The organism is Lichenifustis flavocetrariae, assembly GCF_026130545.1.
Lineage (GTDB): Bacteria > Pseudomonadota > Alphaproteobacteria > Rhizobiales > Beijerinckiaceae > Lichenihabitans > Lichenihabitans flavocetrariae.
Genome location: NZ_JAMOIM010000043.1, coordinates 18,733 through 41,098, shown reverse-complemented (window position 1 = coordinate 41,098; position 22,366 = coordinate 18,733). Strand labels below are relative to the sequence as shown.

The following is a 22,366-nucleotide window of genomic DNA, read 5'->3' as shown; positions in this document are numbered from 1 at the left end:
GGCAACATCGATCACAGCCCCCATCTACAAAGTAAAGACGCAGCAGGGAATCCCTCAAAAATCCTCGTCGCGATTCAGAAATTTATCGACGCTTCCTAAGCGGGATCATGGCGTCGACTTTCAGGAGGCAGCCACAACGACTGAAAAAACGGTCGCGGCGGATGCCGCAACAGCCAACCCCACATATGCAGGGACACCAAGCCGCCCGCCATCAGCACCGCCGCGAGGGTGAACGTCTGCATGGGATCGCCGATACGGGAGGGGATTATTGGCACCTCGCAAGCCGAGGATCGGGGCACCACCGGCAGTGATGCTCCCGGCGCCCCTTCGAACGACGGCAAGGCGGCGTGCCACACCACGCGGCAGATCTCGCCATGGGGCTGCTGGAAGGTGAGAACGACGTCGCGGGCCAAGCCGCTGCTTTTGCCGACGCTCGTGGGCTCGATGGAGACGATGGTCGCCGGCACGGTCGCGTGCCCGGCCACGAAGGCGCGATCGTGCATTTGTCCGAACGCAAGCGTTACGTTCCAGAGCGACAGCAGCAGGGCAACGATGCCGAACCCTGCGTAGAAGTCATTTGCCCGGCCGTAGGAAATGTCACGGCGTCTTCTGGCGGGATCCAAGCCGGCGTGCCGGCGAGGTTGTGTCGCCGGTGACAGGATCGGGACCGGCTTTCGACAAAGGTCGAGGTCTTCCGAGGATTGAACGGCGATCCATCGGACGAGGTCCACGACATCCTTCGGCCAGTAGAGAACGCCGACCTGCGCCAGCAGCGCTTCGCGTCGGGGGATGAAGTGCCGCGTGGCGAGACCCTGTTCAGTCACGGCGCGCAAGCCTGCGAACACGGCCGGATCGATGGTCTCCGCTTCCCGAGCGAGCCGCTCGAAGAGCGCCATGATCTTGAGATCCTCGCCGCTCCCACTGCCGCCGCATAGCGACGCCCGGCGGGCGTTGGCACACCCGGTCAAAATCCCCGAAAAATCCCGCCGGAAGACGTCGAGGTCGGACATACCGGTTCCTCAGAACATGAGTTTCAACGGCTCGGTTGACAGTTCGATGGAACCCGGGCGATGCCCCGTCTCGAAGTCGACGAAGTGAAGCGCGTCCTCTCGGCTCTTGAAGATGCCGCCGCCAAGGTTGCGGGTCTCGATTGCCAGCCAGCAGCCGCTGGCGTCCTGACCGACCACGAAGCGCGGCTCGGCGCGCGTGGTCTTGGCCTCAGCAGGTTCGCATGCAAGTCGCAACATCGAGGTAATCCAGCGCCGCCGTGGCGTTCGCTGACTATGCATCGCTTCGGCGTTACCAATCGAGACGTGAGAACGACCTGCCGCATAGACAATTCATAACAAAACCAAGAAATCGGAAGTTCATCAGTTTCCGATTGCAGTCGCTTTGGTGGGCTCACGCTTTTCTTTATGCATTGTTTACATCGGAGCGCCGCATTGCGTATCGAACGTTCACGCGATTTCGAGCGATAAACCAGCTTCGCCCGCTCGGGCCGCTCGGACCACGCTCATGCTCGATCTTGTCTTCATCGTCCTTGGCATCGCCCTTTTCGGAACGACGGTCGCCTACGCCTCCGCCTGCGACCGGATGTGAGGCCGCCATGCTCGAACCTTTCGCAGGACTGGTCGTGGCCGCCGCGCTCGGCCTCTACCTCCTTTACACGCTGATCCACCCCGAACGCTTCTGAAGGACGCGAGACCGGCGACGGTTCGCGAAGGTGATGCCATGACCGTATTAGGTTGGCTGCAGATTCTATTGGTGCTCGTCGCGGTCGTGGCCGCGGCCATTCCGCTTGGGCGCTACATCGCCAAGGTCATGTCGGGCGAGCGGACGTTCATGACTCCGGTGATCGCGCCCGTCGAGAGGGTCTTCTATGCCTTGTCAGGCGTGGATGCGAAGCGCGAGCAAGGCTGGCGCAGCTACACGCTGGCCATGCTGGCTTTCAGCGCCGCCGGCCTGTTCAGCCTCTACGCGCTGCAACGCCTGCAAGGTTATCTGCCGCTCAATCCGCAGGGCTTTGACGGCGTCGATCCCGCCCTCGCCTTCAATTCCGCCGTCAGCTTCATCACCAACACGAACTGGCAGAACTACGGCGGCGAGACCACGATGAGCCATCTGACCCAGATGGCCGGTCTCACCGTCCACAACTTCGTATCGGCCGCGACCGGCCTTGCCATGGCGTTCGCGCTGATCCGTGCCTTCACCCGCTCGGAAGCCAAGACGATCGGTAACTTCTGGGTCGATCTCACGCGGGGCGTTCTCTATTTGCTGCTTCCCCTGTCGATCGTGCTTGCGCTGGTCATGGTGGCAGGCGGTATTCCCCAGACGCTGCTGGCCTCCGTGGAGGCCACGACCCTCGAAGGCGCCAAGCAGGTGATTTCGGTCGGGCCCGTGGCCAGCCAGGAAGCGATCAAGGAACTCGGAACCAACGGCGGTGGGTTCTTCAACGCGAACTCGGCTCATCCTTTCGAAGGTCCGAGCGCCTGGGTCGTGATGTTGGAGGCGTTCAGCTTGCTGCTCGTCCCGGTGGCATCCGTCATCGCCTTCGGTCGTCTGGTCGGGAACTGGAGAGAGGGGCGTTCCCTTCTCGCCACGATGGGCATTGTGCTCATTCTCGGCGTCACCGTCCTCTACGCCGCGGAGACCTTCGGAAATCCGATCCTCACGGCGCTTGGCGTGGATGGCGCGGCCGGCAACCTCGAAGGCAAGGAGCTGCGTTTCGGTCAGGCTCTGACAGCCTTGTTCAGCGTCGGCACGACGGGGACCAGCACAGGCTCTGTCGTCGCCATGCACGACAGTTTTACCCCGCTTGGGGGGCTGGTGCCGCTGTTCAACATGCTCATGGGCTGCATCACGCCGGGCGGCGTCGGTGCCGGCATCTACGGCATCCTGGTGCTCGCCGTGATCACAGTGTTCGTGGCCGGGCTAATGGTGGGCCGCACGCCGGAATATCTCGGCAAGAAGATCGAGACCCGCGAGATGAAGCTCGCGATGCTCGCGATCCTGATCTACCCGCTGCTGGTGCTCGGCTTTACCGGCGTGTCGGTGATGCTGAAGACGGGGCTGGACAGCCTGAACAACAGTGGCCCGCACGGATTGAGTGAGATCCTCTACGCCTTCGCGTCGACCACCGCCAATAACGGCTCGGCTTTCGGCGGTCTCACCGGAAATACGCTCTGGTACAACACGACCCTCGGCCTCGCGATGTTCTTCGGCCGCTTCGCCTACGTCGTGCCGGTCCTGGCCTTGGCGGGATCGGTGGCCGTTAAGCGGAAGGCGCCCGCTTCGGTCGGCACCTTTCCGACCGACGGCCCGCTTTTCGTGGGCCTGCTGCTCGGCATCATCGTGATCCTCTACCTGCTCCAGTATTTCCCCGTCCTCGCTCTTGGTCCGATCGTCGAGCATTTCGCGATGCTGGCCGGCAAAGCCTACTGAAAGCGTCCTTCATGGCATCCCGTTCAGCCACAAGCCTGTTCGACCCGGCCATCGCGCGCCGAGCCGCGATCGAGGCTTTCCGCAAGCTCAATCCAAGAACCCTCGCCAAGAACCCGGTCATCTTCGTCACCGAGGTGGTCTCACTGGGCGTCACGATCCTGTTCTTACGCGACCTCATCACCGGTAACGGCGAAGCGCTGTTCTCGGGCCAAATCGCGGCATGGCTCTGGTTCACGGTGCTGTTCGCCAACTTCGCCGAAGCCGTCGCGGAAGGGCGCGGCAAGGCGCAGGCAGATGCCATGCGCAGGACCCGCAGCGACACGCGGGCCAAGCGTCTCGTTGACCACAAGCACCTCGACGGGGCCTTCGAGGAGGTCAATGCCCTCGACCTCAAGGTCGGCGACATCGTCCTGGTCGAGCCCGGCGATTTGATCCCTTCCGACGGAGAGGTCGTGGCCGGCATCGCCTCGGTCAACGAATCCGCGATCACCGGTGAGTCCGCGCCAGTGATCCGAGAGTCGGGCGGCGATCGCTCGGCTGTCACCGGCGGCACCATGGTGCTGTCCGACGGCATCAAGGTGCGGGTCACCGCCGCGGCCGGCTCGACCTTCCTCGATCGCATGATCGCTCTGGTCGAGGGCGCAGAACGGCAGAAGACGCCGAACGAACTCGCCCTGTCGATCCTGCTCTCGGGGCTTACGATCATCTTCCTGATCGTTTGCGTTTCGCTGTGGCCGGTTGCGCTCTACTCGGGTGCCACGCTTTCGGTGACCGTGCTTGTGGCGCTGCTGGTCTGTCTGATCCCGACCACCATCGGTGGCCTGTTGTCGGCCATCGGCATCGCCGGCATGGACCGCCTGATCCGCTTCAACGTGGTGGCGACATCGGGCCGTGCCGTCGAGGCGGCCGGCGACGTCGACACGTTGCTGCTCGACAAGACCGGCACGATCACGTTCGGCAATCGCATGCCGAGCGAATTCATTGCCGTGAGCGGCGTGCCCGAGCAGGCGCTGGCCGAAGCCGTGCTGTTGTCGAGCCTCGCCGACGAGACGCCGGAAGGTCGTTCCATCGTGGCGCTCGCCAAGAGCCGCTACGGCCTGACCGAAATGGATCTGTCCCAAGCGGGCGCGACCATCGTGCCCTTCACGGCTCAGACTCGCATGTCCGGCATCGACCTGAAAGGCCGCTCGCTTCGCAAGGGCGCGGTGGATTCAGTGCTGGCCAGCGTGGGTTTGGGGGACGGCGGGGGCCCCCCCGACTTCCGCGCCGCGGTTGACAAGATCGCCCGCACGGGTGGCACGCCGCTGGCGGTCGCCGAGAACCAGCGCCTGCTCGGCGTCGTCCACCTCAAGGACACGGTGAAGCCCGACATCAAGGAGCGCTTCGCCGCCCTGCGCGCCATGGGCATCAAGACCGTCATGGTGACAGGCGACAACCCGGTAACGGCGGCCGCCATCGCGTCCGAGGCGGGCGTGGATGACTTCCTCGCCAAGGCAACTCCCGAAGACAAGCTGGCCTATATCCGTAAGGAGCAGCAGGGTGGACGCCTCATCGCCATGTGCGGCGATGGCACCAACGACGCGCCGGCGCTGGCTCAGGCCGACGTGGGAGTCGCCATGCAGACCGGCACCCAAGCGGCGCGCGAGGCCGGAAACATGGTCGATCTGGACAGCGATCCAACCAAGCTCATCGAGGTGGTCGGTATCGGCAAGCAACTGCTGATGACGCGCGGCTCGCTGACGACCTTCTCGATCGCCAACGACGTCGCAAAATACTTCGCGATCATTCCAGCCCTGTTCCTCGCCACCTATCCCGAGCTTGGCGCGCTCAACGTCATGGGGCTTCACTCGCCGCGTTCGGCCATCCTCTCGGCCGTGATCTTCAATGCGCTGATCATCATCGCACTGATCCCGCTCGCGCTGAAAGGCGTGCCCTACAAACCGATCGGCGCGGCTGCGCTGCTGCGACGCAACCTCCTCCTCTACGGGCTCGGCGGCATCGTCGTCCCATTCATCGGCATCAAGATCATCGATCTTGCCGTCTCAACGCTGCATCTGGCCTGAGGTCGCTCCATGCTCTCCCAGCTTCGCCCCGCGATCGCGATGATCGTGCTGTTCACAGCCCTCACCGGGATCGCCTATCCTCTCGCCATCACCGGCATCGCCCAGGTCGCGATGAAGGGACCTGCAGATGGCAGCATGATCACCCGCAACGGTACAGTGGTCGGCTCCGCGCTGATCGGCGAGAACTTCGCCACCGATCGGTTCTTCCAGGGACGCCCATCCGCCACCAGCGCCCCCGACCCGAAGGACGCGACCAAGACGGTGGACGCGCCCTACAATGCCGCGAACTCCTCTGGTTCCAACCTCGGTCCGACCTCTCAGAAGCTGGTCGATCGGGTGAAGGCCTCCGTGGCGGCTCTCGGCGGCAGTCCGGCCAAGTCCGTCGCGGCGGATGCCGTGACCACATCGGCCTCGGGGCTCGATCCGGATATCTCCCCGGCCTATGCGGCGATGCAAATCGGCCGCGTCGCGTCGGCCCGGAAGCTGGACGCGGCCAAGATCCAGGCCCTCGTCGCGAACAATACCGTCGGTTCCGCCCTCTTCGGCAATAGTCGGGTCCAGGTCCTCCAGCTGAACGTCGCCCTCGAAGACCTCGACCCGACGCCCGCGGCGGCGGCTCCAGCGGCGTCTTCCACCACTAAGCCAGCAGACAACGCCAATGCAGCGGCGGCTCCAGCCGCACAATGAACGGTCGCTTTCGCCCTCTCCCCTAGGCCTAGCCCGCTCACAACCTGGCGAGCATCATGACGCCCGCAAGCCACACGCGGCCAAACCCCGATTCCCTGCTGGCTGCCGCGCGCCAGGAGGGTCGGGGCCGCCTCAAGGTGTTCCTCGGCGCGGCACCCGGCGTTGGGAAGACCTACGCCATGCTGTCAGGCGCCCGCCGCCTCCAAGCCGCTCGTTTCGACGTCGTGGTCGGCGTCGTCGAAACCCATGGCAGAGTCGAGACCGAGGCCGTATTGGACGGGCTCGAAGTTCTGCCCCGCCAGAGCGTCGCCTACAAAGGAACGCAGCTCAGCGAGTTCGATCTTGACGCCGCCCTGGCGCGGCGTCCGGCCCTGCTGATCGTCGACGAACTCGCGCATACCAACGCTGAGGAATGTCGGCATCCCAAACGGTACCTCGACGTCGAGGAGCTTCTGGCCGCCGGTATCGATGTCTGGACAGCGGTCAATATCCAGCATCTCGAGAGCCTGTCCGATGTCGTGTCTCGCATCACCGGCGTGCTGGTCCGGGAGACGGTGCCAGACACGGTCATCGACAAGGCCGACGAGGTGGTGGTCGTCGACATTACTCCGGCCGAGCTCATCACGCGGCTGAGCGAGGGACGGATCTACCTGCCGGAGAACGCCAAGCGCGCTGCCGGCGGCTTCTTCAAGCCCGGCAACCTTACGGCGCTACGCGAACTCGCCCTCCGCCGCACGGCAGAAAGCGTCGACCACCAGATGGTGGATCACCTGCGCCGCAACGCGATTGAAGGCGCATGGCCGACCGCGGAACGCATCCTGGTCTGCGTGGGGTCCGACCCCTCATCCGAGCGGGTCGTCCGCGCTGCCAGCCGGCTCGCCAACGGCCTGAATGCGGCGTGGGTCGCCGTCACTCTGGAAAGATCCGATTTCGAAATGACGGACGCCGTTGCGCTCGGTCGGATCGACGAAGCGATGCGGCTTGCCGAGCGCTTGGGAGCGGACACAGCCCGCCTCTCGGGTCCCGATCTCCCGGACGAGATCCTTCGCTTCGCCCGGCGGGAGAACATAACCCAGATCGTGATCGGTCGATCGAGCCCAACCTTCTGGGCGCGCGTGAGAGGCCGATCGCTGTCCGGCATGCTGCTGCGGCGCGCGTCCGACATCGCGGTGCACGTCGTGGTCGGTGAGAGAACCGCTAAGGTTGCAAGGCGACGGTTGTGGCCCGCCCGGAACACGCTGGCGATCGGGCTGACAGCGGCGCTGGGCTCGGTCGGCGCGGCCGTCCTGGTTGGCATGCTTGCCTCGCGCTATCTGTCGCTGCCGAACCTCTCGATGATCTTCCTCGCAGCCGTGCTCGGCTGCGCCGTCACGGTGGGCCAGTGGCCGGCCATAGCAGCCGCCATCCTGTCGTTCCTGGCCTACAACTTCTTTTTCATCCCTCCGATCTTCAGCTTTTCGATCGCGACGCCGTACGAATTCTTCACGCTCATCATCTTCCTGCTCGTCGGCATGGTCACGGGCGGGCTCGCCGGACGGGTGCGCGATCAGGCGAATGCCGCTCGTGCGCGCATGAAAACCATGCAGTCGCTCTACGACGTCTCCCGCAAGCTGTCGGCCACGGTGAGCATGGAGGATGTTCTGTGGGTCCTGGCCCGTCAGACCGCCGGCGCCATTCGAGGCCAGGTCGTCATGCTGCTGTGCGAGAGCGACGGACCGGAGGCCGGCGAACTGACCATCAAGGCGGCATTTCCGCCCGAGGACACCCTTCAGCCAAGCGAGTGGGCGGCCGCGCGCTGGGCGTTCAGCCGGACGGAGGTCGCGGGCTGGCGCACCGGCACCCTCCCCAATGCTTTCTACCAATTCCATCCGATCCGCACATCATCCGGTACGATCGGCACGATCGGCATTTCTCCGTCCGATCGGGGCAAGCCGTTATCGGCCGAGGAGGAGCGGGCGTTCGCGGCTCTGCTCGATCAGGGCGCATTGGCGATCGAACGGGCCATTCTGGTCGTCGACGCGCGGCGAGGCGAGGCGCTCGCCGAGCGGGAGCGATTGCAGACGACCCTGCTGTCCTCCATCAGCCACGACCTGCGCACACCGCTATCCTCGATCCTCGGATCCGCTACGAGCCTGCGTGAATACGGCGGCCGGATGGAGCAGGCCGACCGCGACGACCTCGTCCTGACCATCGTGGAGGAAGCCCGTCGCCTAACCCGCTTCGTTGCCAACCTGCTCGACATGACGCGCGTCGAATCTGGTAGTTTGGCATTGCGTCGGGACTGGATCGAGACGGCCGATGTGATCATGGCCGCCGTCACGCGCAGCAGGAAGTCCTTCCCGTCTCGGATCGTGGAGACGCGGGTGCCGGCAACGGAATTGCCGGTCGGAGGCGATCCGATGCTGTTCGAACAGGTTCTTTTTAACATCCTCGACAATGCCGACAAGTATGCCGAACCCGGCACACCGACCGTCGTCGTGGCAGAAGCCAGGGCCGAGCGTGTTATCGTCACGATCGAGGACGAGGGTCGAGGCATTCCGGCGGCCGATCTCGACCGCGTCTTCGAAAAGTTCACGCGCCTCGGTTCCGGCGACGGACGTCCGGCCGGCACCGGCCTGGGTCTCGCCATCGCCAAGGGCGTCGTCGAGGCCATGGGTGGCACCATCCGGGCCGAGAGCCCCGCGCGGGCCGGCCGAGGCACGCGGATCACCATCGCCCTTCCCGTCGCTGAACCCAGTGCAGCCAAATTCCCGGCTGCCGAAGAGGAGCAAGCCCTTGCCGGCGTCGCGTTACATTCTCGTCGTTGACGATGAGCCGCAGATTCACCGCTTCCTCCGGCCGACGCTTGTCGCGGCGGGGTTCACCGTCGCGTCGGCCTTCACGGGCGCCGAAGCCTTGGAGAAGATCCGTGTGTCGCCACCCGAATTAATCGTCCTCGATCTCGGACTGACCGACATGGATGGTTCTGACGTGCTGGCCGCGATCCGCCAGACGTCCAGCGTTCCCGTCGTCATCCTGTCGGCCCGAGACAACGAGGCCGAGAAGGTCGCGCTCCTGAACGCCGGCGCGGATGATTACGTCAGCAAACCGTTTGGGGTCGATGAATTGATCGCGCGCATCAACACTGCGCTTCGGCATGCGGTCACTTCGGCCGGCGCCACCGTGGTCTTCGAGACCGGCGACCTGAGGGTGGACACCCTCGCCCATCGCGTCACGCTCAAGGGCGAGCCTATCAAGCTCACGCCACGGGAATACGACCTGCTGCACCTGCTCGCCCGTCATGCCGGGCGCATGCTGACCCATCAGCACATCCTCCACGAAGTCTGGGGCCCAACCCACGGCGCGCACGCTCAATATCTCCGGGTCTTCGTCAGCCGCCTTCGCCAGAAGATCGAGGTCGATGCCGCCCAGCCGCGCCTTCTGCTGACTGAAGCCGGCGTCGGCTACCGGCTTGCCGCCCCCGCCAACCTTGCCACCCACACCTGAGCCGCTCTACGAAAGCTATCGCCATGAACGTCATTCCGTCGAACGAGCAGCAGCCCTGGGGCGCTCCTCAACAGGGCAAGCCGAAACTGACCCTTCCCCCCGTGCCGATGGGCGGAGTCGCGGTCCTCGTCGCTGTCGGCGCCCTGATCGCTGCCTCTTTCGGAAGCTTTTACACGGTCCAGCCGACCGAGATGGCCGGCGTGCGCCGCCTCGGCACCATCGTGACTGCCGAACCAGTCGGCCCCGGCCTGCACTACAAGGTGCCGTTCATCGACACTGTCGACACGATCCAGACGAGCCTCGACACGTTTCAACTCAGCAATCTGACCGTTTATACAGTCGACAACCAAGCCGTGAACGTCGGCGTCGGGCTCTCCTACAAGATACCTGCCGCCGCCGTCCTGAAACTCCTCTACAGCGTAGGCCGTAGCGGCAACGTCGACATCTCGGAGAACATCCGCCCGGTTCTCGCCGACCGCGTCCTCCGCGTGTTCTCCACCCAGAACACGGTGAGCATCTCGGCCAATCGCGAGCAGATTGCCGGCGAGATCCGCAAGGGGGTGAGCGAAGCGCTCGGCGGCATCTTCGGCATCGAGCTCGTTGATCTCCAACTGAGCAGCATCGCCTATAGTCCCAGCTTTCAAGCTTCTGTGGAGGCGGCCGTACAGGCGAAGAACGATGCCATCCGCGCTGAGAACACCGTCGTGAAGGTCCGCTACGAAGGCGAGCAGCAGAAGGTGCAGGCCGACGCGCAAGCGGCGGTCCGCATCGCCCAGGCAAATGGCGAGGCGCAGGCGACCATTGCGCAGGCGCGCTCGCAGCGTGAGGCCTCGATCCTCAGGGCCGAGGGGGACGCGCAAGCCGCAAGCTTGGTCGGCGAAGCGCAAGCGAGGGTCATCCAGCAAGTCGGCGCGGCCGTGAATGGCAATGCCGTCGTTGTGTCCTACGAGACCGCCCATCGCTGGAACGGACAAATGCCCTCGACCGTGCTCGGGAGCTCTACCAGCCCGCTCGCGATGTTGAACCTGCCCCCGGCGCAAAAATAATGAGAGCGGATGAGGGAGGGGGGTCCCGGATGTTCCAAAGAACCGATAAAGAGTGCCGGCCATGGATATAAAGGATCTTCTCTGCCCTGAGGCCGTGTTTGAATTGCGGGAAGCCGACAAGGGACGCGTCCTAAAGGAATTGGCTCGTCGGGCGGCGGCCCTTCTGGAGTTCGATTATGAGATGATCGCAAAGGCGCTCATCAAGCGCGAGGATCTGGGTTCGACGGGACTGGGCGGCGGCATCGCCCTGCCACACGCACGGATCGGCAACATTGCGAAGCCTTTCGGGCTTTTTGCGTTGCTCAAACCGGCCGTCCAGTTCGATGCCATCGACGAGCGGCCCGTCGATCTCGTGTTCCTCCTCCTGCTTCCGGAACAGCTCCCGGAGGGGCAACTCAAATCGATGGCCTGCGTCGCCCGGTGTCTTCGTGATCCCGTGCTCGCGGGTCGGCTTCGTGCCACACGGGGGGCCGTGTCGCTCCATAAATTGCTGACCGAAACCTGAAGGTTGCCGGGCAACCTGATTCCATGCCTGAGGACAAAACACGAAGAGAACGCGGTTGATGATGCTGACACTTTCTGGGTCGTTCAGGCCCGCAAAGCGGTAACCTTCTAAAAATTGGGTTGGCTTGGCCTCGAGGTCACCAAGCCTAATTGAGTGCAAGATTGATCTACCCCAATCCGGGGGCGATTCATCTCGCGTCCACCAGAATCCAGGATTGTCACCCGGTCGACGCGCCGCCGCATTCCTCAGATAACGAATGGTGGCGCGTCGGAACGCACTCTCCTAGACTAACACCAAAGCCCGGCGTCGAGCAGCCGAAAGGCAGGTTTGTTCAAGGGCATTCAGGAATTCGGCATGTCTATCCCAATCGCGGAGTAGGGGTTAAGAGATCGGCAACCCCCGGCTCTACTTCTCCAATGCTTTCCTCACCCATGAACGCACGCCAGCGAGCGTTCGAAACTCGTCAAGGCTTCGCGCCTGAACTTCAGGGTGTGCGCCGACGATGATATCAGCAAGGCCTCTTCCTGGACCGAGCTCGAGGAACACGGTGGAACCTGCCTCAATGCAGGAAGACATGCAATCTGACCAGAGTATTGTTCTTGAGACCTGGGCAGCAAGCTTTCTGGTCCCGGCGTGAAGGTCAGTCACACGGCTGCCGTCGATACCACTGAGAAGCTCTGTGTCCGGCCGGATGAACCCCAGGCGCTCGGCGTCGAGCGCTGCCTGGAACTCGACCGATGCCGGGGCCAACCTCGACGTGTGAGACGGGACATGGACGGGAAGCAGCCCCACTCGGCTTGCTCCGCCCAGGCGCGCTTGTTCGCAGAGGGCTTCGAGGCTCTGTCGTTCTCCGCCGAGCACATAGGCTTCACCTGGGTTGATGATTGATACCTCGGCGTCAAATCTGGCGCAAAGTGCATCGACGAAAGTGCGCCGCAGCCCGCGCACGAACGCAAGCCCGAAGCCCGGGCCTGTAGCCCGGTCCATTTCGACGGCGCGCCGACGGGCGAGGCGGAGCGTCGCCTCGACCGACAGAACGCCGGCGCAACCCCAAGCGGCAAGTTCACCGACGCTATAGCCGGCGATCGTCAGCGGCCCCTCAATCAAGTCGCCGAGGACCGCGCAAGCCGCCAACGCCTGAGTGCAGCACAGGATTTGGGCAACCCAATTGGCCTCGGTGGCCCCGGCTCCGTTGCGGAAGAGGCCTCTCGGATCCTGTCCATCTAGGGCTGCTGCTGCGGCGGCGAACACGGGCGCGGCTTCAGAGGCTGGTCCTGTAAGGGCAAACATGGCTGCGTGTTGACGGCCTTGGCCCGAGCACAAAAGGGTGAGCCTCATACCGCGACCTGCAGCCTTCCCTCGACCGAGCAGACGAACAGAGCCATAGCTAGGACGTCCGCCGCTCCGCCGGGACTGAGATGGCGCTCCACGAAAGCGCGATGGGTTTGTGCTGCCCGGTCGCGCCAACCTGCCAGCCCGACGCCGCCGCTCTCGAGAAAGTGTCGGGCCTCCCGCCGCGCAAACGCCAGTCCGTCGGAGCCGCCCCGATGCAACAGGTTGGTGTCATCAAGAACGGCGATCAACGCGAAGCAGGCCTGCACCCGGGCGGCCTCTGCATCCCCGCCGCTTAGGGCAAGACCCGCTCTGAGGGCCGGTAGCCCCACCTCATACACACTAGGAAAGCCGGAAGCCGCTTCGAGTCGAGCGCCACGTGCTCCGTAGCGTCTGACAGCAACTGCACCGTGGCTCGTGCAATCAACGGGCATATGGCGGATGGCCGCGCCCCAGCGGCTGCGCACGATGTTGCCCAAACGAGCGGCCTTCGGCTCTAGGCCATTCGCGGTCGCGCCACAGGCCGCGCAGAGCAACCCCAGCCCGAAGATCGCGCCTCGATGCGTGTTCACTCCGCGGGTGGCGCGCAGCATTGCGGCTTCGGCCGCAATGCCGATCCTGCGTAAGGTGGCCATATCCGCCTCCGCCGCGCCGGCCTCGGCAAGGTTGATCAGAAAAGGCTCGAGAACCGCGATACTCCGGAGCAGCATGGCCGCGTCCATGTCGTCGTGGCTGCCGCAGTCGAAAGGGCTGACGAGACCGGGTTTTGGCCAGGTATCGAGTTCCAGGCTAAGCGCTCGCGCCGCGGCGCCGCCGATCTGTAGTCCGGCGGCGGCTGGATCCATGAAGGCAAGCGGCGCATTCATTCGGCGACCCGCAAACGAAGAAAGTCGCTAGGCGCCACTAGCGCAATCGACAACAGTCCCTTCGCCAGCACTTCAGATCGATCGGATGCCAATTCTTGCCATTGCACTCCACGACCGTCGCCATCGATGATTTCGCCGTCGACCCGCATAGGCGATGTAGACGCGATGCGGGCGAGCCCATCGAGAAGAGCGGCCGCGTTCGCTCCGACGTTCAGTGGCCAAAGCAGGTCAAGGTCGGAGGTTGGGACGACATAGTCGAGCCGCGTGAGGATCGACCAAGCAAGGCTACCAAACACGAGCGGCTCAATTTGAACCTCCGCCGCCAGTACCAACAAAGCCTTAATCGACGGAAGCCAACGGACCGGGGCCGATACTTGCGCGGCGCGTAGGGTGGGAAAGTGCCCGGCGGACAGTGCGCCGGCAGGATCAAGCGACACAGCTACGCGCCGCTTTCCATACGCCGGCGGTAGCGGCAGACCGAGCGCCAAATCCCCGTCTGGATCGTCGGCGCTCCGCCGCCGGACGACCAACGGACGACCGGCATCAGCCCATTCCACGACGAGATCGACAGCGCGCAACTCGGGATAATCGCACAGCCGGGCTGCCCAGACGTCCGGATCGACAAACACGAGGTCGTGCCGGCGCAGTCGCTCAAGCATACGAACGGGCCAGCGCCTCTACTCGGCTGGCGATCTCTGCCGCCTTGGGACGGCCGTTACGCTCCCGCCCAAGGATATCGCGTCGGTCGCCGCCTGGATCGAGCTGCATCAGAAGCTCCTGCAACTGCGCGGACAAGCTTTCCGAGGGATTCCAGGTTTTGTGCACGGCCCCGGTCTGGGCCAAGTTGGCCAGCCCCGGCGCGAAGACCGGAGTGTCGCGTGCCTTGTCCTGCAACACCGCGAGCGGCAGCTTGGTAATGCGTGCCATGGACGGAAGGTCCATAACTTCGGGCTCGGCGTCGGGCAGGGCCACAAGGATGCGGGTCGCAAGTGCAGTGGCGATAAAGGCGCCCGCCGCGGTATGGCCGTAGAGCACGCCTATGGTGGGAATGCCATTCAGGTCCGCCAGGATCAGGGCCTTGGCCAGATGCGCCAGAAATTCGTTGAGACCAAGCAATTCATCGCGCTTGCTCATCCTTTGGCTGTCGCTGTCCAGCAAAACCAGGATTGGCCCTTCCGGGGAGCGACCTAGAATTTCTAGCAACCGGCCGGCAAGTGCCAGTGCGCCCTCCACCCCGAGCGCGGTTCGTTTCGCGAGTCCCACCACCTCAGCCAGTCGCTCAGCGGCGAAGAAGCCCGAGCCGAGGATCAGGCCATCATCGGCGACCACCACGTCATGGCCGAAAGGAAACAGGGAAACGAGGATGTCATCGAGCCCCACGGTGTGCCTCCTGCTTCGAGTTCGCGAGGGTGATAAAATCATCTGTGACCATAGCCGGCACCAACTCTGGCCGCTCGATACCAAGGGCCGCCCACACCTCGGTCGCGTCCGTGCAGGCACCAAATCGGGAGAGGCGCTCCTTCAACCGCGCCTGCTCAGCTGCGAGAACGTCCTGGCTGAAAGGTTCGGCCCGCTGGATTGCCGTGATCGCAGCCGCCCTGAAGCTGTCAACCGAGTCGCCCGCGAAAAGGTCGGCACCACCGATCAAGCGCCGATGTTTGCCGCCCATGGTGCGCCACACAAGGGCACGGTCACGGGCGTCGAATTCCTCGACGCCCCTATTGGTCTCAATGACTTCCGGTCCCGAAACGCTGATGCGCCCCTGTTCGGAAACGACCAGGACCGAGCAGCAGCCCGCGATGAGGCCGCCGCCGCCGTAGCATCCGGCCCGCCCGCCGATGAGGCCCACGACGCGGGTGCCCGCGCGGCGCGCCTCAATCATAGCCCGCATGATCTCGGCGATAGCGAGCTCGCCCGCATTGGCCTCCTGCAGGCGGACGCCGCCGGTATCGAACAGTATCAGAACCGTGACGCCCGGAATGTCGCGGGCAGCGCGCAGCAGGCCGGTGAGTTTGGCGCCATGTACCTCCCCAAAAGCTCCACCCATGAAACGACCCTCCTGGGCGGCTACGAGCACGGGGCACCCGTCCAGCAGGCCACGCCCCACGATCATGCCGTCATCAAACTGCTCTGGCAGGTCGAAGATCGGCAAGTGCGGGCTGACCTCGCGCTGATCCGGGCCAAGAAATTCGTCGAACGAAGGCGGGTCAAGCAGCGCCGCGAGACGCTGCCGCGCAGTCGCCTCGTACCAGCTGATCAGCGAGGGGGCACCGGCGAGCGGGGGGCTGAGAGTGGCCTCGGTCACAACGTGTCAATCTCGATGGTCCGGGCGCCTTGCGCGAGCCGCAGCGCCACGGTGTCAGGACGTGCCCCGCCGTCGTTGATCGAGAATTTCAGGCCGCCGGGCGAACGTCGCTCGACGAAGTCGGCGACAACAGCCCTCCAGACTTCCCCAAAACCGTGCGCGGTGGTGGCGATTTCGACGACGCACTCGGTGCTTGGCAGCACGCGCTCGACCAATACTTCGAGATTACCGGAGGCCACCACACCGACGATCGCCATCGGTCTGCGGCCCCCCGCGCGCCGCTCGGCCTTGTGCAAAAAGCTCAAGCGCTCCATGCGGCTTCTCCCTTACCAGTTGCGGAACTGCGAAGGCGGACGATAGAGCCCGCCCGACCATTGAACCAGCTCTTTGATGGACCGAGCGGCCAGCATGCTCCGGTCCGCGTCGAGCGGATCGATGTCGAGGTCCTCGGGCCGACGAATAACCCCGCGCTCGCGCAGGCGGCGCACCATTCCGGCATCGCGTCCACGGCCGACGTCGGTGTAGCCAGCGACACCACGGATCGCCTGCTCGCGCTCGTCGCGGCTCCGGCATAGTAGCAGGTTGGCGATGCCTTCCTCAGTGACGATGTGTGTCACGTCGTCGGCGTAGACCATGACCGGGGCGAGGTCGAGATCGAGCTTTTCGGCCAGCGCCAGCGCGTCGAGCTGCTCGACGAACAACGGTACGTTTTTCTCGCCGAAGGTCTCGCCAATCTGCACCACCAGCTTGCGGCCGCGCCGCAAGGCCGGCGCCCTGTCGGGATCGGCTTCCCGCCCGGCCTGCAGCCATGCAGCCGAGGGGTGCCGACGCCCGCGCGCGTCGCTTCCCATGTTGGGAGCGCCGCCAAAGCCGGCGATGCGCGAAGTCGTGACAGTGGAGGAATGACCCTCCAAGTCGATCTGGAGAGTCGAGCCGATGAACATGTCACAGGCATAAAGGCCGGCCGTTTGGCAGAAGGCGCGGTTCGAACGCAGCGAGCCGTCGGGGCCGGTAAAGAAGATATCGGAACGAGCTCGAATATAGTCGTCCATGCCCACTTCGGAGCCAAAGCAATGGATTTGCTGGACCCAGCCCGATTCGATCGCCGGGATCAAGGTGGGATGTGGGTTCAAAGCCCAACGCGTGGCGATCTTACCTTTAAGTCCTAAGCGCTCACCATAGGTAGGCAGTAGCAGCTCGATCGCTGCTGTGTTGAATCCGATGCCGTGGTTAAGCCTCTGGACGCCGTATTCGGCGTAAATCCCGCGAATTGCCAGCATCGCGGTCAGAATCTGGGTCTCGGTGATGGCGCCGGGATCGCGCGTGAACAGCGGCTCGACGTAGAACGGCTTGCGGGCATCAACTACAAAGTGCACGCGGTCGCCGGGGATATCGACCCGCGGCACGCGGTCGACGATCTCGTTGACCTGCGCCACGACTAAGCCGTTCTTGAAAGTCGTGGCCTCGACGACTGTTGGCGTATCTTCGGTGTTCGGCCCCGTATAGAGGTTGCCTTCTCGGTCGGCACTCACTGCAGCGATCAGCGCGACCTGCGGGGTTAGGTCGACAAAATAGCGTGCGAAGAGTTCGAGGTAGGTGTGGACCGCGCCGAGGGCGATCTGTCCACCGAACAGCATCTTGGCGATTCGACCCGCCTGTGGACCGGAATAGGCGTAGTCGAGCCGGCGCGCGATTTTGCGATCGAACACGTCGAGATGCGCCGGCAGCACGATCCCGGACTGCACCATGTGGAGATCGTGCACCTTATCCGGATCGACGCGGGCCAGCGCCTCTGCCAGCAGGTCGGCCTGTTTCTGATTGTCGCCCTCAAGACAAACCCGGTCGCCGGGTCTGATAATCACTTCGAGCAGCGCCTTGGCAGACTCCCTCGCCACCACCTTACCGTCCGCAAAAGCTCTGCCAGCGGCAATGCGCGCATCCCGGGCCTCTCTCTCCCGTGTCCAGTCGGTCATTGCCGCCCCGCCGTTTATTAACGCAGCGGCTGACGCTGCCGCCCCGTACCATCCAACGCCTACGCGGCTAGATCAATCCCATTCCGCATAACTGAAAGGCCTAATTCTGCGTCTTTGGATACACAGTTGCTAGTTTGCGAGGCGCGTGCATACTGAAGTTAGCCGCCACAAGAGCGTGCGACCGGGCCTTGGCGTTAATGCCGAGGGCACGGAACGACAGGGGAGGGACAATGTCGAGGCTCGACGCCACCAAGGCGGCTGCAGGCCATTTCAATGGGCGCGTACGCACGCCACTCAACCGTCAGCAGATCTTCGGATTCTGGGCTGCCTGGGCCGGCTGGCTCTTGGATGGGATGGACTCCGTGATCTATGCGCTGGTGCTCGGTCCGGCTTTGACGGAACTGCTCCCACATTCGGGCATCGAGGCGACGCCGGGCAACGTGGGCTATGCTGGGTCCATCTTGTTCGCGCTGTTCCTGGTGGGATGGGGCTTGTCTTTCATTTGGGGTCCAATCGGTGACCGCTTCGGCCGCACGCGGACGTTGGCGGCCACGGTGCTGATCTACTCGGTGTTCACGGGCGCCGCCGCCCTGTCGCAAAACGTCTACGAGCTTGCCATCTTCCGCCTACTCGCCGGCATCGGCATCGGCGGCGAATGGGCAATGGCTGGCACCTATGTTGCCGAGGCCTGGCCTGAGGACAGGCGCAAGATGGGCGCCGGATACCTTCAAAGCGGGTATTATTTTGGCTTCTTCGTTGCCGCAGCGCTCAATGCAACAGTCGGGGCCACCTTCGGCTGGCGGGCCATGTTCTTGTGCGGCCTCGCGCCGGTGATCGTATCAATCGCAACGTTGATGAAGGTTAAGGAGCCGGAGCGCTGGGAGCGGGTTCAGGCCCACGTTACTCGGCAGGTCAGCCCATTGCGCCAGATCTTCGCGCCACCCTATGGAAGACGCACCCTCGTCATGTCGGCGCTACTGACTGTGGCCATCATTGGGCTCTGGGCGGGCAGTGTTTACGAACCCACCGCGATCATCACGCTTGCTAAGAACAGTGGTTACCAGCAGGCCGACGCCGTGCGCATGGCCTCCTATGGCACCGGCCTGCTCTCCATCGGCACGGTTGTGGGCTGCCTCGTCCTTCCCTTGCTCGCTGAACGGATTGGCCGCCGACCGACGCTGGCGCTCTACTTTGCAGGCATGATGGTGTGCATAATGCTCGCCTTCGGCTGGGCGTTCTATCTGCCTGCCGATCGCGCTTTGCCGACATTCATGACGATCTTGTTCTTCCTCGGATTCTCTGGCGCCAACTTCGCCATGTTCAGTCTGTGGCTGCCCGAGCTGTTCGGCACGCAGGTCCGTGCCACGGCCTTCGCGTTCTGTACCTCGATTGGCCGCTTTATCGGCGCGGGTGTCAATTTTGGGCTCGGTATCGCGGTGCACGGGATGGGCACGCTTGGTACCCCGGTCGCCTTGACGGCCATCGCGTTCGGGCTTGGGCTGCTAATCATCCCCTTTGCAACCGAGACCAGAGGCCAAGTTCTGCCAGGATGATAAGTGTGCCGGTGCAGCCATTCGCTTGGCGGTCCCTGGCGCAGGTTCTCAGATAACAAGATCTAGAGGAGGAGATGATCGTGATGATGCGCTTGATTCAGATCCTGGTAACGGGAACAGCAGTGCTATCCTCTAGCATGGCCTGCGCGGATGGCCCCTTTGCGCGAGTTACGGGACGCCGCGATCCCCGTGTCATCGTAATCGACATTGCAAAGGCGCTTGACCCTGCCAATGATGGGACCCAGAAGGCGATCATCAGTCGGATACGTATCACGCCCGATGTTCCCGCGATTGACCCCTCGCGCTTGGATGCAAAATACATTGGCGTCAACCATGTGCCAGGTGACGCTCTATCCAACAACATTGTCATCTCGGCCGGCGGGAAGGCCTATGTGGTTGACCATGCCGGGATCTCTCGTCCAGTTGACGTAGAATCGGGAATGCCGCACGGCTACCCTGGTGCTGTGACTGTGCTTTATGTTAAGAAAGCGCTCGGTCTATCCAACAACGACACAATCGTTGCGATCGAAGCCATTCTGAATTGTGGATCTCCTGCAGAAAGTCCTTATTGCCCCGGTGACTGGGGTCGGCAACCAGCCCTATTCCCCTGCCATAATGACAAATCTTGACCGAGGATGAACCACCAGCGCCCTGGGCACATCATCGACGATGGCGTTCTTCTGTCGGGGCAAATTCGAAACGCGCTCGCCGATGAGATCGCCTCGGGCCGTCTCGCAGCCGGAACCGCGCTCGACGAGCAGCAACTCGCCGACCGCTTCGGCGCCTCCCGCACACCGGTGCGCGAAGCGCTACGCCAGCTTGCAGCAAGTGGCCTCGTCGACATGCGGCCACGGCGTGGCGTCGTGGTTACGCGGCTCACGCCCGAGGGCGTCATGGACATGTTCGAGACCACGGCCGAGGTCGAGGCCATGTGCGTGCGCCTTGCCACCTTTCGGATCACTCCGCTTGAGCGCAGCCACCTGCTCGACCTGCATGATGCCTCGCTGGCGATGGTGGAGGCTCAGGACGTTGACGCTTACGATGCCTTCAACCGGAACTTTCACGAGTCGATCTACGCGGCCACTCACAATGGCTTCATGGCCGAGCAAGTCCTCGCGATCCGCACACGTTTAAGCGCCTTTCGTCGGACGCAGCTCATGCAATCCAACCGGATCCACTCATCGCGCGCCGAGCACGCTGGCATCTTGGCCGCCATGGCGGAGGGCGATGGCGATCTCGCGGCGCGACGGATGCGCGCACACATGCTGAACGCGGCCAGCGCGCTGGGCCGCTACATTGCCGAACACGCCGGCTCCTGAAAGGCAGGATTACCCTCATGCACCCTCGCCTTGCAGGATCCGAAAGGGTCGCGGCTAGGAACCGATCGGGCCAAGCTCGCCATGGAGGCCGTCGCTCGGCACGAAGTAGCACTCGGCCTTGGCCAGATCAGCGAAGCGGCGCCTGTAAAGGGGCTGTTGCTCGCTCCGCTGCCCGACGCAGCGCAGTTGAAGACCACCTATTCGGGTGCGCTTGCCGCGCATTCTACCCATCCAGAAGCCGCTCGTCGTCTTCTCGATACGCAGCCCAGTGGACCGGTTCAGGCTGCGTTCAAAGCCAACGGGTTCGATATACCGCGTTAGCGGCGGGGCTGTGCCGTCGCAACTTTTACAACAAACGCAACTAAGGGAGGACTAGATGATAGATCGGACAATGCGGCTCGCCTTGCTGGCCGGCGCAGCGATTGGACTGGCGGGCGTCGCCCACGCGACGGAGCTTAAACAAATCGGGACGATCGACGTCCCGGGAACCAAGCTTTCGAACTTCGATATAAGCTACATCGATCCAACGACCGGCCTCTACTATCTGGCAGACCGATCCAACAAGGCCATCGACATCTTCGACACCTCCAAGGATGCCTATGTGGGCCGTGTCGGAAGCTTCGTCGGTGCCGTCGTGAAGGATGGCAAGGTTGACAACGACACATCAGGTCCCGACGGCGTTTTGGTGGTGGGACCTGAGATCTGGGCAGGCGACGGAGATAGCACCGTAAAGGTGATCGACTCAGCGTCCGGTAAAACCACTGCAGCCTTGAGCTCGGGCGGCAAGACACGGGTCGACGAGATGGCCTACGATCCCAAAGATCAAGCCTTCATCGCGGTGAACAATGCCGAGGATCCACCTTTTGCCACTGTCACTTCGACCAAAGCCGACCATGCGGTGATCGGCAAGGTTGTCTTCGCCGACGCGGGCGATGGCGCCGAGCAACCCGCCTACAACAAAGAAGACGGGATGTTCTACATGTCGATCCCACAGGTCGGCAAAGACCCGAAGAAGGGTGCAGTTGCGGTGATTGATCCAAAGTCCGGCAAGCTCGTCAAAATGCTGCCGGTGGACGGTTGCCATCCCGCCGGCCTCGCATTCGGACCGGACGGCAATTTTGTGCTTGGATGCAACGCAAATGGTAAAACCATACCGGCCCAAACTGTCGTGATGAATGCCGAGAGCGGGGCTGTCGTGGCTACGGTGGCAGGGATCGGCGGCGCCGACATGGTCAATTACAATGCACGCAACAATCAGTACTATACCGGCTCGCGCGACAATCCCGGCGGCCCCGCATTGGGCGTCATCGACGCGACGACTAACAAGCTGGTCCAGACCATTCCTCTGAAGGGCGGAAATCCGCATTCCGTCACATCGAGCGAGGCGAACGGGCACGTCTACGTGCCGGTCGGTGCAGTGGGCGGCGGAGATGGAACCATCCATGTCTTCGCGCCGAACTAGCGGCCTATAATCATGATTCTGAGGTTCTAAGTGCTTGGCGCGCTGCTCGTCCTGCATGTCTTTGGCACTTTGAACTCTTCCGACAAGTGGGCAGCATCAGAGGAGAAGTCGTCAATTTGCGACAAGGAGCCACTTCGTCAACCAGGCTCCATCCAGCCGCATGCGGCGGGTTCGGCCGGGCGATAAGCGGATCACGCCTTGGGAGCATTATAAGTCCGTCTGATCACCCGTCCAAAGCAAGACAGCTGCGTTTGATGGTGCACAGTTGTTTAGCATGTCGCCATAATCGAAATCCTGACAAGAGATCCTCTTTGAGCCTAATGTGAGA

22 protein-coding genes are annotated in these 22,366 nt (G+C 63.3%); 13 read left to right on the top strand and 9 right to left on the bottom strand.

From position 1 onward, the window contains the following. Nucleotides 1-95 precede the first annotated feature (95 nt). Together M8523_RS30430 and M8523_RS30425 are read right to left on the bottom strand one after the other, a co-directional pair. Entirely contained in the window at nt 96-1,010 is a 915-nt protein-coding gene (locus tag M8523_RS30430; protein WP_282588606.1) for a hypothetical protein, read from the bottom strand. A gap of 9 nt (nt 1,011-1,019) precedes the next feature. Continuing rightward, nucleotides 1,020-1,247, bottom strand: coding sequence for a hypothetical protein (locus tag M8523_RS30425; protein ID WP_282588605.1), 228 nt, complete (start codon nt 1,245-1,247; stop codon nt 1,020-1,022). A 359-nt stretch (nt 1,248-1,606) separates the two neighbouring features. Here M8523_RS30425 and kdpF point away from each other — a divergent pair, with 359 nt between their 5' ends. The 8 genes from kdpF to M8523_RS30390 all read left to right on the top strand — a co-directional run bounded on the left by kdpF (nt 1,607) and on the right by M8523_RS30390 (nt 11,228). After that, nucleotides 1,607-1,693 carry a K(+)-transporting ATPase subunit F gene (gene kdpF, locus M8523_RS36925; protein WP_428351646.1) on the top strand — a complete coding sequence of 29 codons (87 nt, stop codon included), beginning with the start codon at nt 1,607-1,609 and terminating at the stop codon, nt 1,691-1,693. A gap of 38 nt (nt 1,694-1,731) precedes the next feature. Then, nucleotides 1,732-3,441, top strand: coding sequence for a potassium-transporting ATPase subunit KdpA (gene kdpA / locus M8523_RS30420; protein ID WP_282588604.1), 1,710 nt, complete (start codon nt 1,732-1,734; stop codon nt 3,439-3,441). Between the two features lie 11 nt (nt 3,442-3,452). Next, nucleotides 3,453-5,504 (top strand): potassium-transporting ATPase subunit KdpB, encoded by a 2,052-nt coding sequence (gene kdpB / locus M8523_RS30415; RefSeq protein ID WP_282588603.1) that lies wholly within the window; start codon nt 3,453-3,455, stop codon nt 5,502-5,504. Between the two features lie 9 nt (nt 5,505-5,513). Continuing rightward, nucleotides 5,514-6,191: a potassium-transporting ATPase subunit KdpC gene (gene kdpC / locus M8523_RS30410; protein ID WP_282588602.1), complete on the top strand. Its 678-nt coding sequence runs from the start codon at nt 5,514-5,516 to the stop codon at nt 6,189-6,191. Nucleotides 6,192-6,247: 56 nt separating this feature from the next. Continuing rightward, complete coding sequence (locus M8523_RS30405) at nt 6,248-8,998, top strand: DUF4118 domain-containing protein (protein WP_282588601.1); 2,751 nt, start codon at nt 6,248-6,250, stop codon at nt 8,996-8,998. Next, nucleotides 8,967-9,677, top strand: a complete 711-nt coding sequence (locus M8523_RS30400) for a response regulator (RefSeq protein ID WP_282588600.1) — start codon at nt 8,967-8,969, stop codon at nt 9,675-9,677. The genes M8523_RS30405 and M8523_RS30400 overlap by 32 nt, the downstream gene beginning before the upstream one ends. Nucleotides 9,678-9,700: 23 nt before the next feature. Then, nucleotides 9,701-10,723 carry an SPFH domain-containing protein gene (locus M8523_RS30395; RefSeq protein ID WP_282588599.1) on the top strand — a complete coding sequence of 341 codons (1,023 nt, stop codon included), beginning with the start codon at nt 9,701-9,703 and terminating at the stop codon, nt 10,721-10,723. 61 nt (nt 10,724-10,784) lie between these two features. Further along, a complete protein-coding gene (locus M8523_RS30390; RefSeq protein ID WP_282588598.1) occupies nt 10,785-11,228 on the top strand; it encodes a PTS sugar transporter subunit IIA in 444 nt (147 codons plus the stop codon). Nucleotides 11,229-11,633: 405 nt separating this feature from the next. On the opposite strand, the gene M8523_RS30385 is transcribed toward M8523_RS30390, so the two are convergent. From M8523_RS30385 to mdcA, 7 genes are all read right to left on the bottom strand, one after another. Further along, nucleotides 11,634-12,215, bottom strand: coding sequence for an ACP S-malonyltransferase (locus M8523_RS30385; protein WP_282588597.1), 582 nt, complete (start codon nt 12,213-12,215; stop codon nt 11,634-11,636). A 347-nt stretch (nt 12,216-12,562) separates the two neighbouring features. Beyond that, nucleotides 12,563-13,426, bottom strand: coding sequence for a triphosphoribosyl-dephospho-CoA synthase MdcB (gene mdcB, locus M8523_RS30380; protein ID WP_282588596.1), 864 nt, complete (start codon nt 13,424-13,426; stop codon nt 12,563-12,565). Then, nucleotides 13,423-14,085 (bottom strand): malonate decarboxylase holo-[acyl-carrier-protein] synthase, encoded by a 663-nt coding sequence (mdcG, locus tag M8523_RS30375; protein ID WP_282588595.1) that lies wholly within the window; start codon nt 14,083-14,085, stop codon nt 13,423-13,425. The genes mdcB and mdcG overlap by 4 nt, the downstream gene beginning before the upstream one ends. Continuing rightward, nucleotides 14,078-14,806 (bottom strand): biotin-independent malonate decarboxylase subunit gamma, encoded by a 729-nt coding sequence (locus M8523_RS30370; RefSeq protein WP_282588594.1) that lies wholly within the window; start codon nt 14,804-14,806, stop codon nt 14,078-14,080. Before M8523_RS30370 ends, mdcG begins: the two co-directional genes overlap by 8 nt. After that, on the bottom strand, nt 14,793-15,731 hold the full coding sequence (locus M8523_RS30365; protein ID WP_282588593.1) for a biotin-independent malonate decarboxylase subunit beta: 939 nt from the start codon (nt 15,729-15,731) through the stop codon (nt 14,793-14,795). Before M8523_RS30365 ends, M8523_RS30370 begins: the two co-directional genes overlap by 14 nt. Further along, nucleotides 15,728-16,045, bottom strand: coding sequence for a malonate decarboxylase acyl carrier protein (gene mdcC, locus M8523_RS30360; RefSeq protein WP_282588592.1), 318 nt, complete (start codon nt 16,043-16,045; stop codon nt 15,728-15,730). The genes M8523_RS30365 and mdcC overlap by 4 nt, the downstream gene beginning before the upstream one ends. 12 nt (nt 16,046-16,057) lie before the next feature. Then, complete coding sequence (gene mdcA / locus M8523_RS30355; protein ID WP_282588591.1) at nt 16,058-17,704, bottom strand: malonate decarboxylase subunit alpha; 1,647 nt, start codon at nt 17,702-17,704, stop codon at nt 16,058-16,060. 230 nt (nt 17,705-17,934) lie between these two features. On the opposite strand from mdcA, the gene M8523_RS30350 reads away from it, so the two are divergent. From M8523_RS30350 to M8523_RS30330, 5 genes are all read left to right on the top strand, one after another. Then, complete coding sequence (locus tag M8523_RS30350; protein WP_282588590.1) at nt 17,935-19,257, top strand: MFS transporter; 1,323 nt, start codon at nt 17,935-17,937, stop codon at nt 19,255-19,257. Between the two features lie 74 nt (nt 19,258-19,331). After that, a complete protein-coding gene (locus tag M8523_RS30345; protein ID WP_282588589.1) occupies nt 19,332-19,886 on the top strand; it encodes a hypothetical protein in 555 nt (184 codons plus the stop codon). A gap of 6 nt (nt 19,887-19,892) precedes the next feature. Beyond that, entirely contained in the window at nt 19,893-20,576 is a 684-nt protein-coding gene (locus M8523_RS30340; protein ID WP_282588588.1) for a GntR family transcriptional regulator, read from the top strand. Nucleotides 20,577-20,606: 30 nt separating this feature from the next. Beyond that, nucleotides 20,607-20,897 (top strand): substrate-binding domain-containing protein, encoded by a 291-nt coding sequence (locus M8523_RS30335; protein WP_282588587.1) that lies wholly within the window; start codon nt 20,607-20,609, stop codon nt 20,895-20,897. A gap of 70 nt (nt 20,898-20,967) precedes the next feature. Then, a complete protein-coding gene (locus M8523_RS30330; RefSeq protein WP_282588586.1) occupies nt 20,968-22,038 on the top strand; it encodes a hypothetical protein in 1,071 nt (356 codons plus the stop codon). Nucleotides 22,039-22,366: the final 328 nt, after the last annotated feature.

Bases quoted from the DNA above. Each gene is read 5' to 3' on its own strand.
- M8523_RS30430 (WP_282588606.1), bottom strand. From the start codon at position 1,010: ATGTCCGACCTCGACGTCTTCCGGCGGGATTTTTCGGGGATTTTGACC.
- M8523_RS30425 (WP_282588605.1), bottom strand. From the start codon at position 1,247: ATGTTGCGACTTGCATGCGAACCTGCTGAGGCCAAGACCACGCGCGCC.
- kdpF (WP_428351646.1), top strand. From the start codon at position 1,607: ATGCTCGAACCTTTCGCAGGACTGGTCGTGGCCGCCGCGCTCGGCCTC.
- kdpA (WP_282588604.1), top strand. From the start codon at position 1,732: ATGACCGTATTAGGTTGGCTGCAGATTCTATTGGTGCTCGTCGCGGTC.
- kdpB (WP_282588603.1), top strand. From the start codon at position 3,453: ATGGCATCCCGTTCAGCCACAAGCCTGTTCGACCCGGCCATCGCGCGC.
- kdpC (WP_282588602.1), top strand. From the start codon at position 5,514: ATGCTCTCCCAGCTTCGCCCCGCGATCGCGATGATCGTGCTGTTCACA.
- M8523_RS30405 (WP_282588601.1), top strand. From the start codon at position 6,248: ATGACGCCCGCAAGCCACACGCGGCCAAACCCCGATTCCCTGCTGGCT.
- M8523_RS30395 (WP_282588599.1), top strand. From the start codon at position 9,701: ATGAACGTCATTCCGTCGAACGAGCAGCAGCCCTGGGGCGCTCCTCAA.
- M8523_RS30390 (WP_282588598.1), top strand. From the start codon at position 10,785: ATGGATATAAAGGATCTTCTCTGCCCTGAGGCCGTGTTTGAATTGCGG.
- M8523_RS30385 (WP_282588597.1), bottom strand. From the start codon at position 12,215: ATGGACCGGGCTACAGGCCCGGGCTTCGGGCTTGCGTTCGTGCGCGGG.
- mdcB (WP_282588596.1), bottom strand. From the start codon at position 13,426: ATGAATGCGCCGCTTGCCTTCATGGATCCAGCCGCCGCCGGACTACAG.
- mdcG (WP_282588595.1), bottom strand. From the start codon at position 14,085: ATGCTTGAGCGACTGCGCCGGCACGACCTCGTGTTTGTCGATCCGGAC.
- mdcC (WP_282588592.1), bottom strand. From the start codon at position 16,045: ATGGAGCGCTTGAGCTTTTTGCACAAGGCCGAGCGGCGCGCGGGGGGC.
- mdcA (WP_282588591.1), bottom strand. From the start codon at position 17,704: ATGACCGACTGGACACGGGAGAGAGAGGCCCGGGATGCGCGCATTGCC.
- M8523_RS30350 (WP_282588590.1), top strand. From the start codon at position 17,935: ATGTCGAGGCTCGACGCCACCAAGGCGGCTGCAGGCCATTTCAATGGG.
- M8523_RS30345 (WP_282588589.1), top strand. From the start codon at position 19,332: ATGATCGTGATGATGCGCTTGATTCAGATCCTGGTAACGGGAACAGCA.
- M8523_RS30340 (WP_282588588.1), top strand. From the start codon at position 19,893: ATGAACCACCAGCGCCCTGGGCACATCATCGACGATGGCGTTCTTCTG.
- M8523_RS30330 (WP_282588586.1), top strand. From the start codon at position 20,968: ATGCGGCTCGCCTTGCTGGCCGGCGCAGCGATTGGACTGGCGGGCGTC.